The 15,609-nt window shown below is 64.2% G+C and carries 18 protein-coding genes; 10 read left to right on the top strand and 8 right to left on the bottom strand.

Annotated features, from left to right (window positions below; genetic code table 11):
* Nucleotides 1-34: 34 nt before the first annotated feature.
* From E5A73_RS03075 to E5A73_RS03065, 3 genes are read right to left on the bottom strand one after another with little or no spacing between them, the layout of a single operon-like run.
* A complete protein-coding gene (locus E5A73_RS03075) occupies nucleotides 35-1,597 on the bottom strand; it encodes a TadE/TadG family type IV pilus assembly protein (RefSeq protein WP_135962300.1) in 1,563 nt (520 codons plus the stop codon).
* Nucleotides 1,594-2,115: a TadE/TadG family type IV pilus assembly protein gene (locus E5A73_RS03070; RefSeq protein WP_135962299.1), complete on the bottom strand. Its 522-nt coding sequence runs from the start codon at nucleotides 2,113-2,115 to the stop codon at nucleotides 1,594-1,596. Before E5A73_RS03070 ends, E5A73_RS03075 begins: the two co-directional genes overlap by 4 nt.
* Complete coding sequence (locus E5A73_RS03065; protein ID WP_240699985.1) at nucleotides 2,112-2,681, bottom strand: TadE/TadG family type IV pilus assembly protein; 570 nt, start codon at nucleotides 2,679-2,681, stop codon at nucleotides 2,112-2,114. Before E5A73_RS03065 ends, E5A73_RS03070 begins: the two co-directional genes overlap by 4 nt.
* A gap of 70 nt (nucleotides 2,682-2,751) precedes the next feature.
* Here E5A73_RS03065 and E5A73_RS03060 point away from each other — a divergent pair, with 70 nt between their 5' ends.
* Both E5A73_RS03060 and E5A73_RS03055 read left to right on the top strand, forming a co-directional pair.
* Nucleotides 2,752-3,423 (top strand): squalene/phytoene synthase family protein, encoded by a 672-nt coding sequence (locus tag E5A73_RS03060; protein WP_240699984.1) that lies wholly within the window; start codon nucleotides 2,752-2,754, stop codon nucleotides 3,421-3,423.
* A gap of 62 nt (nucleotides 3,424-3,485) precedes the next feature.
* A complete protein-coding gene (locus tag E5A73_RS03055; RefSeq protein ID WP_135962297.1) occupies nucleotides 3,486-3,962 on the top strand; it encodes an EF-hand domain-containing protein in 477 nt (158 codons plus the stop codon).
* A gap of 336 nt (nucleotides 3,963-4,298) precedes the next feature.
* On the opposite strand, the gene trmFO is transcribed toward E5A73_RS03055, so the two are convergent.
* On the bottom strand, nucleotides 4,299-5,612 hold the full coding sequence (gene trmFO, locus E5A73_RS03050; protein WP_135962296.1) for a methylenetetrahydrofolate--tRNA-(uracil(54)-C(5))-methyltransferase (FADH(2)-oxidizing) TrmFO: 1,314 nt from the start codon (nucleotides 5,610-5,612) through the stop codon (nucleotides 4,299-4,301).
* A 64-nt stretch (nucleotides 5,613-5,676) separates the two neighbouring features.
* Here trmFO and E5A73_RS03045 point away from each other — a divergent pair, with 64 nt between their 5' ends.
* The 4 genes from E5A73_RS03045 (at nucleotide 5,677) to E5A73_RS03030 (ending at nucleotide 8,347) form a co-directional block, all read left to right on the top strand.
* Complete coding sequence (locus E5A73_RS03045) at nucleotides 5,677-6,303, top strand: lysoplasmalogenase family protein (protein WP_135962295.1); 627 nt, start codon at nucleotides 5,677-5,679, stop codon at nucleotides 6,301-6,303.
* A complete protein-coding gene (locus E5A73_RS03040) occupies nucleotides 6,300-6,731 on the top strand; it encodes a DUF488 domain-containing protein (protein WP_135962294.1) in 432 nt (143 codons plus the stop codon). Before E5A73_RS03045 ends, E5A73_RS03040 begins: the two co-directional genes overlap by 4 nt.
* Nucleotides 6,732-6,748: 17 nt before the next feature.
* Nucleotides 6,749-7,135 carry a VOC family protein gene (locus E5A73_RS03035; protein ID WP_135962293.1) on the top strand — a complete coding sequence of 129 codons (387 nt, stop codon included), beginning with the start codon at nucleotides 6,749-6,751 and terminating at the stop codon, nucleotides 7,133-7,135.
* 282 nt (nucleotides 7,136-7,417) lie between these two features.
* Nucleotides 7,418-8,347, top strand: a complete 930-nt coding sequence (locus E5A73_RS03030) for a sensor histidine kinase (RefSeq protein WP_240699983.1) — start codon at nucleotides 7,418-7,420, stop codon at nucleotides 8,345-8,347.
* 4 nt (nucleotides 8,348-8,351) lie between these two features.
* On the opposite strand, the gene E5A73_RS03025 is transcribed toward E5A73_RS03030, so the two are convergent.
* Entirely contained in the window at nucleotides 8,352-9,716 is a 1,365-nt protein-coding gene (locus tag E5A73_RS03025) for a class II 3-deoxy-7-phosphoheptulonate synthase (RefSeq protein WP_206366374.1), read from the bottom strand.
* A gap of 350 nt (nucleotides 9,717-10,066) precedes the next feature.
* Between E5A73_RS03025 and E5A73_RS03020 the strand changes: the two genes are divergently transcribed.
* Nucleotides 10,067-10,387, top strand: a complete 321-nt coding sequence (locus E5A73_RS03020) for a hypothetical protein (RefSeq protein WP_135962290.1) — start codon at nucleotides 10,067-10,069, stop codon at nucleotides 10,385-10,387.
* Between the two features lie 16 nt (nucleotides 10,388-10,403).
* Here the strand turns inward: E5A73_RS03020 and E5A73_RS03015 are convergent, their stop codons facing one another.
* The 3 genes from E5A73_RS03015 to cysS form a co-directional block, all read right to left on the bottom strand.
* Nucleotides 10,404-11,339 (bottom strand): NAD(P)-dependent oxidoreductase, encoded by a 936-nt coding sequence (locus tag E5A73_RS03015; RefSeq protein ID WP_135962289.1) that lies wholly within the window; start codon nucleotides 11,337-11,339, stop codon nucleotides 10,404-10,406.
* Nucleotides 11,339-11,776, bottom strand: a complete 438-nt coding sequence (locus E5A73_RS03010; protein WP_135962288.1) for a TM2 domain-containing protein — start codon at nucleotides 11,774-11,776, stop codon at nucleotides 11,339-11,341. Before E5A73_RS03010 ends, E5A73_RS03015 begins: the two co-directional genes overlap by 1 nt.
* 215 nt (nucleotides 11,777-11,991) lie before the next feature.
* Entirely contained in the window at nucleotides 11,992-13,443 is a 1,452-nt protein-coding gene (gene cysS / locus E5A73_RS03005; RefSeq protein ID WP_135962287.1) for a cysteine--tRNA ligase, read from the bottom strand.
* Nucleotides 13,444-13,610: 167 nt separating this feature from the next.
* Between cysS and E5A73_RS21180 the strand changes: the two genes are divergently transcribed.
* Genes E5A73_RS21180 through E5A73_RS02995 form a run of 3 tightly spaced genes read left to right on the top strand, consistent with a single transcriptional unit; the run spans nucleotide 13,611 to nucleotide 15,541 of the window.
* Nucleotides 13,611-13,769, top strand: coding sequence for a hypothetical protein (locus E5A73_RS21180; protein ID WP_168355782.1), 159 nt, complete (start codon nucleotides 13,611-13,613; stop codon nucleotides 13,767-13,769).
* A 10-nt stretch (nucleotides 13,770-13,779) separates the two neighbouring features.
* Nucleotides 13,780-14,328 carry an SRPBCC family protein gene (locus E5A73_RS03000; protein ID WP_135962286.1) on the top strand — a complete coding sequence of 183 codons (549 nt, stop codon included), beginning with the start codon at nucleotides 13,780-13,782 and terminating at the stop codon, nucleotides 14,326-14,328.
* A 28-nt stretch (nucleotides 14,329-14,356) separates the two neighbouring features.
* Complete coding sequence (locus E5A73_RS02995) at nucleotides 14,357-15,541, top strand: zinc-dependent alcohol dehydrogenase (protein WP_135962285.1); 1,185 nt, start codon at nucleotides 14,357-14,359, stop codon at nucleotides 15,539-15,541.
* The last annotated feature ends 68 nt before the right edge of the window (nucleotides 15,542-15,609 follow it).

Raw genomic sequence — 15,609 nt, 5'->3', positions numbered from 1 at the left:
CGCGCCTGGCGCGCGCCACGGGCGTCTCCGCGGATCAGGTGGCGAGACGCGCGGTGGCGACGGCCTTGGTGAACAGGGCTTGCAGCGCCTCCGAGATGCTCTGATCGGTCTTGACCGTGTACATCAAGCCCGGCGAGGCACATTTGGTGAGCTGCGTCGCGATGTTTTTGATCGCGGCGGTCGCAATCTTCTTTTGGTCCTCCGCGTCATCCTTGATCGATTCCTCGGTATACTCCGTATAGAGAATCGCGATCTTGATGCCCCGGCTCTTGAGATCGTTGCATTGGGTGATCTGGTTCGCGTGCATCGCGGTGCGCGTCCTGCCCCCGATATATTCGTCGCTCATCCCGTCGGTGACCAGGAACAGGAAAGCTTGGGGCGAATCGCCGGGCTGGTTCGATCCCTTGCCCGACGGATTGGGCATCGCGCTCTTCATCTGGGTCAGAACGGTGTCGAAGCTGGTGAACATATAGTCCCGGTTCTTCGATTTGTCGGGCGGGCTGCCGTTCCTCTCTCTGTCGTTCACCGTGACGAGATCGATTTTGCTGGCGGCTTCGCCTACCGCAATGAGATCGGACGACAGATTGGAAATCGTCTTGAAATTTGTCTCATGGTCAAAGGTGTAAAGAGCGGCGCGATAGGCACGACTGTTTTCAAGCGCATAGGTTTTTGCGAGCGCCATCAAATCCTTTGCGGCGATCTTCTCGTCCGTGACTCGGAGCCGGACTCCCTTATTAAGGGCGTACCAGTAACTGTCGACATAGGTATTGTCGGAGTTATAGATACATATGTCCTTCTGGTTTTGCGGTTTGTCATTGGGCCCGAGCATGCATCGCTTTTCAGTCGTCGTCTTGTTATCGTAGATATAGCTGCCCTTGTCGTCGATGACGATCTTCAGATCGGTGCCTGATCCCACCGAGGGAAATGGGCTTTTATTGACCGAAAACTTGGCGGTATCGAGGATCATACTTTTCATCGAACCCGTATCGGATACGTAGTTCTCGATCTTGTTCGAATGACAGGCGAAGGCGCATTTTACGGCACTGTCCATCACGGTGAAACCCGCGGTGGTGGTCGGCAGCGCCATCGACGGCGACGTGTCGAGCGCGAGGTAGAAGTCGATATTCGGCGCCGCAGTGGCGGTCGCGCTGGACCTTCCCCCAATGGTGATCGTCGACATGCCGACCACGCCGGCGAAGGCGTTGGTCGATTTGGCCGTGTAGGTCACGACGGAATCGCGGGTCGTAGTAGCGGCGTTGTTGCCGGTGATCGTGACATTCAGGTCGACGTCGTTCCAGACCAGGCCCGGCAAATTGCTGATCTGCGCCTTGAACATGGCAATGGCGGCGTTTTTCGCCGCGGTGTTGTCGAGCTTCATCATCGGCTCGGTGACCGCCGCGAGTGCCGCGGCGTCGGCCGCGGCGTTGAGCTTGGTCTGTAGCCGCGCGGCGCGGGCATAGTCGATCGCCATCCCCGCCGATAGCGTGAGCGGAATGACCGAAAACGCCATCAGCATCAGCACGTTGCCACGCTTATCGCGGGCGAGCGAACGCGACAGCCGGCCAAGGCGTGCGAGAAGGGTGCGCAATGTGCTCATGAGATCTTCTTCACCGAGCTGGAGGCGCGCGGACTCATGATGATGTCGTCGCGCATCGGGATGGTGCCGAACATGCCGCTCGCGACGACGGGCACATAGGAATAGGTGATCGTCGCCACGATCAGCGATGTGTTGTTCTGCTTGATCGTCGCAGGAACCGTGAACGCGGTGCCCACGGTCATTTCGGGCGTGTTGAGCGCCCGGCTCCACGAAATCATGGCATTGCCATTATTGTCGATCGAGACTTGCGAAACCGTTATCTTGGCATTGGACACCTTGTAAGGTGCCATTACCTGCTGGCTGGCCGCGAGAATCTGGTCGAGCTCGCCATTGGTCACCGAAGTATATTGCGACGTGAGGTCGGCAACGGTCTTCGTCGCCACCGTGACCTTGCGATACGCGGAGATTGCGTCCGACAGCTGGTAGCCGCCGACGAACAGCAGCACGAGGAACGGCAGCACGAAGGCGAATTCGACTGCCGAGACCCCGCGCGTTTCGCGTGCCAGACGGGCGATCATGTATAGGGCTCCGTTTTGAATACCGCCGTCGCGTAAAGCAGTCGCTTCTTGTTCGACATGGTGGCCAGATCGAAACCGAAGGGTCCGGCCTGAACGTCCCAGGCGTACATGATTCGAACGATGTTGATCGATCCGGGCCCGCCGGGGGTGAAAGCGAAGCTGTTAGTGACCTTGCCGTCACCGTCGAAGGTGATGGTGGGAGCGCTGGTCGCAATGCTCGCGAAGCTGACCGCGCTCGTCACGTCGACATAGACATTGTCGCACTTCATGAACGAGGGAAGCTTGGTGCAGACCAGGGTCTTGAATTGCGCTGCGGTCATGCTCGCTTTTTGTGCTTCTCCGGTGATGAGCTTGCGCACAGACTTCTCGGCCGTGGTTTCGAGCGTCTGCTGTGCGAAGAACGTCAGGCTGGTCTGCAGAATGGCCACCATCAGTCCGGCCAGCGGCGCTGCGATGAATGCGAATTCAATCGCGGCCACGCCTCTGGTGTCATCGCGAAACGAAAGAACGTGTCTTGCCATACGGCCACGCCGGATGGCTTTCCTCGACTCTTGCGAATAGATCATGACGCGGCGCACCCCTGGACCTCTGGGTTTTGATGCCACGAAGCGAGTTAACAAATTGTTTGAAGCACCCTTGCCTACGATCGACACAGATCCGTGGCGACCGATCGTGCTCGCTTATGCGCCGGCAGCGCGACGGGGAGCGCTTTCCGCCCTGCTCGCACTCGACGATCGCCTGGCGGACCTGATCCGGACGACGAGCGAGCCCGCACTGGGACAATTGCGCCTCGCCTGGTGGCGCGAGGCATTGGCGCGACTCGACAGCCAGTCACCGCCCTCCGAGCCCGCCTTGCAGGGGCTGGCCATGTCGGTGCTGCCCCTGGGCATTTCGGGCGAGTCGCTGGTGCCGATCGTTCATGGCTGGGAAGTGCTGATCGAAGAGCCCGAACTGGGCTTGGCCGCCCTGCGGCGGTTCGGCGAAGGTCGCGGTCATCTGTTTGTCGCCGCCGGGGCCGCGATGGCAGCGGCGTCGGGGGATCCTGTCGCCGCGGCGGGCCAGGGCTGGGCGTTGGTCGACCTGGCGCGGAACCTGCGCGCGCCCATCGAGGCCGCGGAGGCGCGCGCGATGGCGACTCCGCTGCTGGACGAGGCTGCCGCCGCACGCTGGAGCCGCAACGGGCGCGCACTCGGCGCGCTCGCCCATCTTGCACGGATGGACCTGCGCCTCCCCGATGGCATGCACCCTCACAAGGGCGCGCCGCATCGGGTGGGCCGGCTGCTCTGGCATCGGCTGACCGGCAAGTAGGGGCTTGCCAGCGCGCGCGACTTGCGTAGCCTGTCGCCTTCGACAATCGGGGGAGACCTTCGATGTGGCGTTATTTCGCAGGCGCGGGCGCAGCGGTGCTGCTGATGCTCGCAGGCATGTTCCTGTTCCGCGGCTCGGCCGCTTCCGAGTTCAAGCTTCCCGCGGCACCGGCCGCGCGCGCTGCCGCCGCCACGGCAGAGGAGCCCCTGCCGGCAGAGGCTCCCAAAGCGAGCGAGAAGACGCGCGAGCAGAAGCGCTTCGACCGCTTCGACAAGGACCGCAACGACGCGGTTTCGAGGGAGGAATATCTGCTGTCGCGCCGTAAGGCCTACGCCAAGCTCGACGCCAATCACGACGGCCGGCTCGATTTCGAGGAGTGGGCGGCGAAGACAACCACCAAATTCGCCGGCGCCGATGCCGACAAATCGGGCACGCTCACTCGCGCCGAATTCCTGGCGACGGCCGTCAAGCCGCGCCCCGGCGCCAAACCGCGCTGCGTGTGCCCGGCAGCTCCAGCGAAGGAAGAAGCCGAGGATTAGGGGCAGGACTCAATTGAGAGCCGCGCGATCAGGGCAAGGGCCGTCGCGCCCCGGGCATGCGCATCTTGCGGACCGAAGGTCACACCAGGGTCACACTATCGCGCATGTTCCAGCGGCGGACGGGCCAGATCGGAATGCACACACAGGTCCCCAATACGCGTCTCGGGTTCCGGTCGGCAGCCATATTGTCAAAGAGCGGCCACCGGTCGGCAGCGCATCCATCTCAGCAAGGGAAATCCTACATTGCAAGGGATGATCGGACCCGACTGCAAACCGAGCAAGTGAAGGGAGGCGCCCACGCCCAGCGGCGAACTGATATCCCATTGAGGACAGACCCTAAGCGGAGATCCAGCCCGAAAACGCCGCCCGCGCGCGGCTGGTGTACATCAGCTTGCGATCCGCCTTTTTCGAGCGGCCCTCGATCGGCGGGAACAGCCCGAAATTGACGTTCATCGGCTGGTAGGTCTCGACCTCGGCCTCGCCGGTGATGTGCGCGAGCAGCGCGCCCAGCGCAGTCTCTCGCGGCGGCGATGCCAGCGTCGTTCCCGCGAGCTCGGCCGCGGCGAAGCGTCCGGCCAGCAGCCCGATCGCGGCGCTTTCGACATACCCTTCGCACCCGGTGATCTGCCCGGCAAAACGGATGTTCGGGCGCGACTTGAGGCGCAGCGTCGGGTCGAGCAGTTCGGGCGAGCGGATGAAGGTGTTGCGATGCAGCCCGCCCAGCCGCGCGAATTCGGCGTTTTCGAGCCCCGGAATGGTGCGGAACAGCTCGACCTGCGCGCCGTATTTGAGCTTGGTCTGGAAGCCGACCATGTTCCACAGCGTGCCGCTGGCATTATCCTGGCGCAGCTGGACTACCGCATAGGGCCAGCGCCCGGTGCGCGGATCGTCGAGACCGACGCCCTTCATCGGGCCATAGCGCAGCGTATCGACTCCGCGCTCGGCCATCACTTCGACCGGCATGCAGCCTTCGAAATAGGGGACGTTCTCCCATTCGCGGAACTCGGTCTTCTCGCCCGCGATCAGCCCAGCGTGGAAGGCGAGATATTCGTCCTTCGACATCGGGCAGTTGATGTAATCCTTGCCTTCGCCCTTGTTCCAGCGCGACTGGTACCAGGCGGTGGTGAAGTCGATGCTCTCGAAATGGAGGATCGGCGCGATCGCGTCGAAAAAGGCGAGGCTCTCCTTGCCGGTCGCGCTGCCGATGCTGTCGGCGAGGCCCGGCGCAGTGAGCGGGCCGGTGGCGACGATGGTCAGGCCCTCGCCGGGCAGCTGATCGACGCGCTCGCGGACGATGGTGATGTTGGGATGGCCCGCGAGCATAGCAGTGACGCCGTCGGCGAAGCCATCGCGATCGACCGCGAGCGCCGAGCCGGCGGGGACCTTGTAGATGTCGCCCTGGCCGAGGATCAACGAGCCAAGGTCGCGCATCTCCTGATGGAGCAGCCCCACGGCGTTGCGCTCGGCATCGTCCGAGCGGAAGCTGTTCGAGCAGACGAGTTCGGCGAGGCGATCGCTCTGGTGCGCGGCGGTCATGCTGCCCGAGCCGCGCATTTCGGAGAGCTTGACCTTGTGTCCTGCCTGCGCGAGCTGCCAGGCGGCTTCGGATCCGGCGAGGCCGCCGCCGATGATATGGATGTCGTGAGTCACCGCCGGGCGAATAGCGGCATGTGGGCCACATGACAAAGGCCGCGACGGCGTTATGCTCCGGTTGATGAATGCAGGTCGCTTGCGATTGATCTTCCTCACCGCGTTCCTCGCGGGAGGAAGCTATTATGCGACGCAGTGGATCGCCATCGCGCCTGCGGCGCATGTGGCCTGGAAGGGATCGGGCGTGGCGTTGCTCGCTTTGTGGGCGGCGACGCAGGCGCGGACCGTCGACGGCTGGTTGATCGCCGCGGCGCTCGGGCTGGGCGCCCTGGGCGACGTGCTGATCGAGACGCACGGGATGACGGTCGGCGCAGTCGCCTTTCTCGCCGGCCATCTCGTCGCCGTGCTGGTGTATCTGCGCAATCGCTGCGGGCCGCTATGGCAGGCGGGGCTGATCGCAGTGGCGGTCGCCGCGGCGGCGTGGGGCCTGCCGACCGACCGCGGGGCGGCACCGGGGATCGCGTTGTACGCCACGGGGCTCGGCGCGATGTTCGGCACCGCCGCGATCAGCCGCTTCCCGCAGGCGAGCGTAGGACTGGGCGCGGCATTGTTCGCGCTGTCGGACCTGCTCATCTTCGGCCAGGACGGGCCGTTGTCCGGTTCGGCGCTGCCCGGGCTGCTGATCTGGCCGACCTATTTCGCCGGACAGGCGTTGATCGCCTGGGGCGTGGTGCGGAGTTTGCGAGCATGAAGATCTTCACCATCGGCTATGAGGCGACGACGATGGTCGAGTTCATCGCGGCGCTCCACAAGGCCGGCGTGGAGCGGGTGATCGATGTCCGCGCGCTCCCGTTGTCGCGACGGCCGGGCTTCTCGAAGAACATCCTCGCCGCAAGTCTCAGGGACGCAGGGATCGACTATGTCCTGCTGAAGAATCTCGGCACGCCCAAGCCGGGGCGCGACGCCGCCAAGAAAGGCGATGTGGCAACGCTCGAGGCGGTGTACGAAGTCCAGCTCGGCCTCCCCGAGGCGCAGGCCGAAGCGGCGCAGATGCGCGCGCTCGCGGCGGAGAAGCCGAGCGCCTTGCTCTGCTTCGAGCGCAATCCCGAACATTGCCACCGCACCCTGCTGCTCGCCGCCGAAGGCGAGGGCGCCGAGGTGGTGGACCTGTTTCCCTGACGCGTGAGGAGCAAATCATGATCGACCATCTCGGCTTTTCCGTTTCGGACCTTGCCAGATCGAGCGCCTTCTATGTCGCCGCGCTCGCCCCTCTCGGCATCACCGAGGTGATGCGCGTCACCCCCGAGGAGACGGGTGCGGGCTCGATGTTGGGCTATGGCAAGGACGGCAAGCCCTTCTTCTGGATCGGTGACGAGAAGCGAGTCGGAGCGGGCATCCATGTCGCCTTCGCAGTCGATACCCGCAGCGAAGTCGACGCGTTTTATGCCGCAGCGTTGGCGGCTGGAGGAATCGACAACGGCCCCCCGGGCATCCGCGCGCATTACCATCCCAATTATTATGCCGCGTTCGTGCGCGATCCCGACGGGCAGAATATCGAGGCGGTCTGCCAACGGCCCGAGTAAAAAGCCGGGGCGGCCGGAGCCGCCCCGTAGTTCGGGGAGAGCCGGCGCGGAAGGAGGGGACCCTGCGCCGGCACGGCCCCTGTGGCGGGGTCGTGTTACGGGCGTGTGTCGCTTTGTTGCGATGCAGTGCCAGCTGAGCCGCGCGCCCAACGTTTGCCCCAAGGCGGGCGGGCGGCTATGGGGAGGGGCATTGCAAAATCAGGACGCTATGTGACCGCCAAGGAGCCAATCCCACATGAATGGGATGCGCGTCATCTTCGCCTCGCGGTTAGCGCGGCAGGAGTGGCGTTGTGGGCGTGGGAGGTCGACACCGACCAGTTCACGATGGACGCGCGCGGGTTCGAATTGTGGGGGCTGCCGTGGCGCCGGTCAGTGACCTTCGAGGAGCTGTCGGCGCACATCCATCCGGCCGATCGCGACCGGGTTCGCGCCGCGTTCGCGGCGACACGGGCAGTGCTAGGCTATTACGAGACTGATTTCCGCATCATGGTCGGCTCGGAGATCCGCTGGATTTCGGCGCGCGGGCAGGGTGAGGATGCGGGGATCGTCGGGCGGACGATGTTCGGCATCTTCCTCGACGTCACCGGGCGCAAGCAGGCCGAGGAAGGCCATGAGCTGCTCGCCGGCGAAATGAGCCATCGCGTCAAGAACCTGCTCGCAATCGCTTCGGGGCTGACTGCGATCACATCGCGATCGGCAGTGAGTGCCGAGGACATGGCGCACGACCTCACTGCGCGGCTTACCGCTTTGGGCCGCGCGCACGATCTGGTCCGGCCGCTGCCGCATGATCAGGGCTCGGCGGCGCTGCTCGGCGACCTGATCTCGGTGCTGCTCGCCCCGTATGACGATCCCGGTGCGTTCAGCGGGCGGATCCGCGTCGCGGTCGAGCGGATGGGCGTGGGCGAGCGCGCGGCGACCGGGCTGGCGCTGGTGATCCACGAACTGGCGACCAACTCGGTCAAATACGGGGCGCTTTCGGAAGGTGCCGGAACGCTCGACGTGACCAGCGCGACCGAAGGCGACACGATCACGGTGACGTGGATCGAGCGCGGCGGCCCGGTGGTCGACGCGCCGGAGGCACCCTCCGGGTTCGGCAGCAATCTCGTCAAGCGCACTGTTTCGGGCCAGTTGGGCGGCGCGATCGACTATGACTGGTCCGAAGGCGGGGTGATCGTGACGCTGAAGATGGATCGCCAGCGGCTGGCGAGATGAGGGACTAGGCCGCCTTGCGCCGCTCCGCCATCTCCGCATTCAGCATTTCCGCCAGCAAAAATGCCAGCTCCAGGCTCTGCCCCGCGTTCAACCGCGGGTCGCAATGCGTGTGGTAGCGATCGGCGAGCGCCTGCTCGGTGATATCGATACCGCCTCCGGTGCATTCGGTGACGTTCTGGCCGGTCATTTCGGCGTGGATGCCGCCCGCGAAGGTGCCCTCGGCGCGATGGACGGCGAAGAAGCCGCGGACTTCCGCCAGGATGCGATCGAACGGCCGGGTCTTGTAGCCGTTGGCCGCCTTGACGACGTTGCCGTGCATCGGGTCGCAGCTCCATACCACCGGATGCCCCTCGCGTTTCACCGCGCGGATGAGGGCGGGGAGCCCCTTCTCGATCTTGTCGTGGCCGTAGCGCGTGATCAACGTCATCCGGCCGGGGACGCGTGCTGGGTTGAGCGTGTCGAGCAGGCGTATCAAGGCGTCGGGCTCGAGGCTGGGGCCGCACTTCATCCCGATCGGATTGCCGATGCCGCGCAGGAACTCGACATGCGCGCTGCCCTCGAAGCGGGTGCGGTCGCCGATCCACAGGAAATGCGCGCTGGTATCGTACCAGTCGCCGGTGAGGCTGTCCTGCCGGGTCAGCGCCTGCTCGTACTGGAGCAAAAGCGCCTCGTGGCTGGTGTAGAATTGGGTGCCCTTGAGCTGCGGGACGGTGTCGGGGTTGATCCCGCACGCTTCCATGAAATCGAGCGATTCGCCGATACGGTCGGCGACGTCGGCGAACTTCTTCGACCAGGGGCTGCGGCCCATGAAGTCGAGCGTCCAGCGGTGGACCTGGTGGAGGTTGGCATAGCCGCCGGTGGCGAAGGCACGCAGCAGGTTGAGCGTCGCGGCGGACTGCGAATAGCCCTGCACCATCCGCTGCGGATCGGGGATGCGGCTCTCGGGCGTGAAGGCGATGTCGTTGACATTGTCGCCGCGATACGAGGGCAATTCGACGCCGTTGATCACTTCGGTGTCGGCGCTGCGCGGCTTGGCGAACTGGCCGGCCATCCGGCCGAGCTTGATCGTCGGGAGCTTCGACGCGAACGTAAGGACGACCGCCATCTGGAGGATGACGCGGAAGGTGTCGCGGATGTTGTTGGGGTGGAACTCGGCAAAGCTCTCGGCACAGTCGCCGCCCTGGAGCAGGAACGCCTCGCCGCGTGAGACCTTGGCTAGATCGGTGGTGAGTTCGCGCGCCTCGCCGGCAAAGACGAGCGGCGGATACGAAGCGAGCGTGGTCGTGGCGGCGTTCAACGCCGCCTGATCGGGGTAATTGGGGAGCTGGCGCGCCTCGGCATGGGTCCAGCTGTCAGGGGTCCAGCCCATGTCTTGCTCCAGGTTGCGGACAGGGACGTACCAGTCCTGGTGATGCGCGATGCCGTTGGCGGCGATCTGGTTGAGCAACGCGGGCGAGGCGCGCTTGCCGTCCTCCTCCCAGCCCTGCACGGTCGAGCCGGGCGTGTCGAACCACGCACCGAAAGCGGCGCGGGAAAGGGCGCGTTCCTCGCGGAAGCGGCGGATCTTGGAACCTGCGAGTGTGGTCATGATGCGGCGCCTTACCCCGACGGGGTAAAAACTGGCAAGGGATAAATTACCCCCGCAGGGTAAAGCCGCTTGACGCACACCGGTTGGACCTATGCGTATGTCTTCGCGTTGATGCAGGAAGGAGACTTCCCATGGACCTGATGCCCATCGCCCTCGACGAGGAAATCGACAACGAATTCGTGGTCGACGAAACCGAGGAAGAAAGTGATCACGAATATGTCGCCGATCTGCGCGCCTTGTGGGGATCGGAGGCCGCGCGGGCGATGCTGGTGGTGCTCACTCGCCGGCTCGGCCCCGACTTCGCGCGCGAAGTGAGCGATGAGATGGCGGCGCGGACCTTCTCCTACCAGGCCGGTTGCCCCGACGACCGCAGCGACGGCGCGGCGATGGAATATCTCCTCAAGGATGCGTTCTGGGACCGATTGTTCGCGATGGAGCAACCCGCCAAATAGCCTCCGTCCGGCGTGCTCAGTACCCCGCTTCGAGATCGACTTCGTTCTCGAGCGGGCGGCCCTCCACGAAGGCGTGGATATTCTTCACGAACAACGCCGCGGCGCGGACGAACATGCGGGTCTGGCTGCGACCCGACAAATGCATCGACAGGATGATGTTCGGAGCGGTCCACAAGGGATGCTCGGGCGGCAGCGGCTCCGGGGTGACGGTATCGAGGAAGGCGCCGGCGATGCGGCGCTTGGTCACCGCGTCGATCAGCGCGTCCTGATCGATCAGCTCGCCGCGGCCGACATTGATGACCCACGCCGAGGGCTTCATTGCCTTGAGCTCGGCCTCGCCGATCATCGCGCGGCTCTGGTCGGTGGCCGGGGCTGCCAGAAACACCCAGTCGAATTCTGCCAGGCGCTCGCGCCACGCATCGGGGCCGATGGTGCCAGCTGCTCCGGTGCGCGTGACGCCGGTGACAGTGACGCCGAACGCGGCGAGCCTCTCGCCGATCAGCCTGCCGATCGTGCCATAGCCGATCACCAGCGCATTGGTCTCGAACAGCTCGAGCTTGCCCGGCGCATCGAACGGCCAGACATGGGTGTCGGCGATGCGGACGACCTGGTCGAAGCGCTTGGCGGCGACGAGCGCGCCCAGCACGGCATATTCGGCGACGGTGTGGGCGTTGACGCCGCTGCCGTTGGTGACTCGGGTGCCCTGCGCGCGAAGCTGGTCCTTGTCGAGCGGATCGAGCCCGGCATAGATCGTCGACAGCCATTGGAGCCTGCGCCCCGCGGCGACGGCCCGGGCCCAATTGGCGGGGCCGTTATTGTCGACCCAGCCGATATCGGCATCGGCGACCATGTCGATCGCTTCGTCGAGATTGGCGAACCAGTGGATGTCCAGCCCCGCCGGGAGCTGCGCCTCGACCAATGGCCGGGCAAGCGCGGGGAGGACGAGCTTCATCAGGCGTAGCGGTGCTCGAACTCGGCGTCGGACATGATCAGATAGCGGATTGTGTCGATAAAAGCCCAAAGCCCGGTGACGATCAGCCCGACCACGGTGATCGAAATCACGATCATCAGCACGCCGGTGCCGTTGCGGCCGAGATAGAAGCGATGGATGCCGAGCGTGCCGAGGAAGAAAGCGAGCAATGCCGCGACATATTTGTTGCGATCATTCGCCGGCGGCTGGCGATGGGCCACCGCCGCGGTGTCCGACTCGGGCAGGCGAAAGATGCGCAATGCGCGCGTGCCCTCGATCGCGAAATCGACGCGCGCGCCCACCGCCGGACCCTTGTCGCCGCTCCAGTCGCCGGGCCGAAAGCTGTAGCGATGCCCATCCTCGCCCGAAATCTGCCCGTCGCCGCTGGTGCGATCGACGCCCAATACCTGTCCCCGCATTGCTGCCTCCCGTGTTGCGCGCGTTTTGGCGGAAGCGGGGGTGGGGGCGCAAGGGGTCGGGCGCTTGATCCGCTTAATTTCATCGTCACCCCGGCCTTGTGCCGGGTCCACCGCGAGGCGGCGGAAGGGCTGGAGGGTCAGGGTTTTTCGATTGTTGCACAGTGGACCCCTGCACAAGGCCGGGGTGACTATTATATGTGGAAGCCGCGCATGCTTTACAGCGCCGGCTTCCAATCCCAGCCTAGCGGATCGCCGTCCATAACCTCGACACCGGCCGCGGTGAGTTCGGTGCGGATTGCATCGGAGCGAGCAAAGTCCCTGGCGGCTCGCGCTTTCTTCCGCTCGGCGAGACGCAATTCGACTTCTTCGGCGGTAAAGCTCGCGCCTGCGGGCCTAACTCGCAGTTCTTCTCGCGTAAGTTCGGAAAGGCGTAGTCCAAATAGGGCGTCAAACTTATGAAGCACGCCGTCGCGTTCGTATGGTGAAATGCCGCTGCTACTCAGCATTTCGTCAAGAACGGTGAGTGCTATCGGAGTGTTGAGATCGTCGGAAATCGCTTGATCGAGTCGGTCAAGAAAGTACTGAGCTCCGGGTGCAGTTTCGCTATTATCGAGGCTTCCGTGGGCGCCATTGCGAGCGAGGAAGAAGTTGGCGGCAATGACCAGCCGCTTCAATCGAGTTAGCGCTGCCGCAATGTTCTCCGAAGAGAACTCCAGTTCCTTACGATAATGCGCCTGCAGGCACAGCAACCGGTACGCGAGCGGGTGGACCCCCGCATCGATCAGCGACTGCAGCGTGGTGAAGCCACCCTTCGACTTGGACATCTTGGCGCCGCGGTCGACGAGGAAGTTGTTGTGCATCCAGAAATGCGCGCCGGTATCGTCGCATCCGCAGAACGCCTGATTCTGCGCGATCTCGTTGGGATGGTGGATCTCGCGATGGTCGATCCCGCCGGTGTGGATGTCGAACGGCGCGCCGAGATATTTCAGGCTCATCACCGAGCATTCGAGGTGCCAGCCCGGGGCGCCGTTGCCCCAGGGCGAATCCCATTCCATCTGACGCTGCTCGCCGGGGGGCGATTTGCGCCAGATCGCGAAGTCCTGCGGATGGCGCTTGCCTTCGACTGCCTCGATGCGGCCTTCGCGGGTATCGTCCTGCGAACCGGCGAGGTGGCCGTAATCGGCGACGGTGCTGGTGTCGAAATAGAGGCCGCTATCGAGTTCGTAGCAATGCGCGGGCGCGATCTTCGTCGCGAAGTCGATCATCTCGGCGATGTGATCGGTCGCGACCGACCATCGCGAAGGTTGGCGGATGTTGAGGTCGGCGATGTTCTGCTTGAACGCCGCGGTATAATGCGCCGCGACGTCCCAGATGCTCTTGGCCTGGGCGCGCGCGGCGGCTTCCATCTTGTCGTCGCCGGCATCGGCGTCGCTGGTCAGATGGCCGACATCGGTGATGTTGATCACATGGGTGAGCGCATGGCCCTTCCAGCTGAGCACGCGGCTCAGCGTGTCGGTGAAGACATAGGCGCGCAGATTGCCGAGATGGGCGTAATTATAGACCGTCGGGCCGCACGAATAGACGCGCACGCCCTTGGCAGGGTCGAGCGGCGCGAACGGCTCGAGAGTGCGGGTGAGCGAATTGTAAAGGGTGAGGGCGGCGGACATCGCCTCGCAATACCACCTGCACCCCGGCCCGCAAGGGAGTGGATTTTGAGGGAACGCCATTGACTGCCGGGGGTTAACCTTCCCAGCATCCGTAGCGAACGGAAGCCTGCAAAAGCTTATTCAAGTCAAACGGATAGCGGAATATCTGCTTCCGGAGAGGAGGATCTATGTCCAGCAAGGATCTGGCCGAAGGCGGTGCCAAGGACGAAGGCTCGGAGGTCGAGCCAGGCTCCGATCCCGCGTTGCAGGGCGAGGGGCGCCAGGCAGTCAAGAATCAGGGCAAGGCCAAGCTGGAGGATTATCCCGGCGGCCACGAACAAGGTTGAGGAGCCAAGCATGAGCGATGTACGCGACGACGCGCCGTCTTATGTCTCGAAAGACAGCGACGTGCAGACCAGCGAGGCCCAGGGCGGCGAAGGCACGGTGTGGGGCCATACGGTCGCCATCATGCGCCCGCGCGAAGAGCTTTATGCCTATTGGCGGGACTTCGCCAATCTCGCGACCTTCATGGAGAATATCGTCTCGGTTGACGTGGCCGATGCGACCCGCTCGCACTGGACGGTGAAGGGTCCCAACGGCAATTACGAATGGGATTCGGTGGTCACCGAAGAGCGGCCGGGCGAGCTGATCGCCTGGGAAGCTCAGGGAGACATCAAGAACAGCGGCCGCGTCGAATTCCGCGACGGCCCGCCCGGACACGGCACTCATGTCCGTGCGGTGCTGGCCTATGATCCGCCGGGCGGCTTGATCGGCAAGGCGATCGCCACGCTGACCCAGAAGGAGCCGCAGACCTCGTCGCGACGCGACCTCCGGCGTTTCAAGCAGCTGATGGAAACCGGCGAGATCGCGACGACCACGCCGCCCAATCGCGAACCCCACAGCTGAGCCCCAAATTCCGTAAGCGGAGAAGAACATGCGCGCACTCACCTGGCACGGAAAGCACGACGTGCGGATGGAGACGGTCCCGGACCCCGAGATCCTCAATCCGCGCGACGCCATCATCAAGATCACTTCGACCGCAATCTGCGGATCGGACCTGCATCTCTACGACGCCTATATCCCGACGCTGCAGAAGGGCGACATCCTCGGCCATGAATTCATGGGCGAAGTCATGGATGTGGGCCCCAAGTCGACGCTCAAGAAGGGACAGCGCGTCGTCGTGCCCTTCACCATTTCGTGCGGAAGCTGCTTCCATTGCTCGAAGCAGCAATATTCGGCCTGCGACAATGGCAATCCGGCCGAAAACCAGGATCTCGGACAGGAGCTGTACGGCGAGCCGATGAGCGGCCTGTTCGGCTATACCCATCTGACCGGCGGCTATCCCGGCGGCCAGGCCGAATATGTCCGCGTACCGTTCAGCGACGTCGGCCCGATCGTGATCCCCGACGGGATGCCCGACGACGACGTGCTGTTCCTCTCGGACATCCTGCCGACCGGCTGGATGGCGGCGGAGAATGCGATGATCGAGCCCGGCGACACGGTGGCCGTATGGGGCTGCGGCCCGGTCGGGCTGTTCGCGGTGCAGGCGGCATTCAAGATGGGGGCGCACCGCGTCATCGCGATCGACCATTTCCCGCACCGGCTCGAGCTGGCGGCCGGGTTCGGCGCGCTGACGATCAACTTCGAGCAGACCGACACCTATGAGGCGCTGATGGAATTCACCGGCGGGATCGGCCCCGACGCAGTGATCGACGCCGTCGGGCTCGAAGCGCACGGCTTTTTCGCGGACAATGTCGTCGACCAGATCAAGGCGTCGACCTTCCTCGGCACCGATCGCCCGCACGCGCTGCGCCAGGCGATCGTCGCGTGCCGCAAGGGCGGGCGCGTGTCGGTACCCGGCGTCTATGGCGGGTTCATCGACAAATTCCCGTTCGGTGCGCTGATGGAGAAGGGGCTTACGGTGAAAACCGGCCAGACCCACGTCCAGAAATACCTGCCGCAATTGCTCGAGATGATCGGCAACAAGGAGCTCGATACGACCTTCCTGATCTCCCACCGGCTGCCGCTCGAACAGGCGGCGGAAGGGTATCGGATGTTCAAGAACGAGCAGGACACCTGCACCAAGGTGGTGCTCAAGCCGGGCCTCGAGCTGGCCTGAACCTCATTCGTCATCCCGGCGAAGGCCGGGATCCAGAGCCATCGACCGTATCGCTCGTGACTTTGGGC

This window comes from Sphingomonas gei (genome assembly GCF_004792685.1).
GTDB lineage: Bacteria > Pseudomonadota > Alphaproteobacteria > Sphingomonadales > Sphingomonadaceae > Sphingomonas > Sphingomonas gei.
This window is presented reverse-complemented; position numbering and strand designations above follow the sequence as displayed.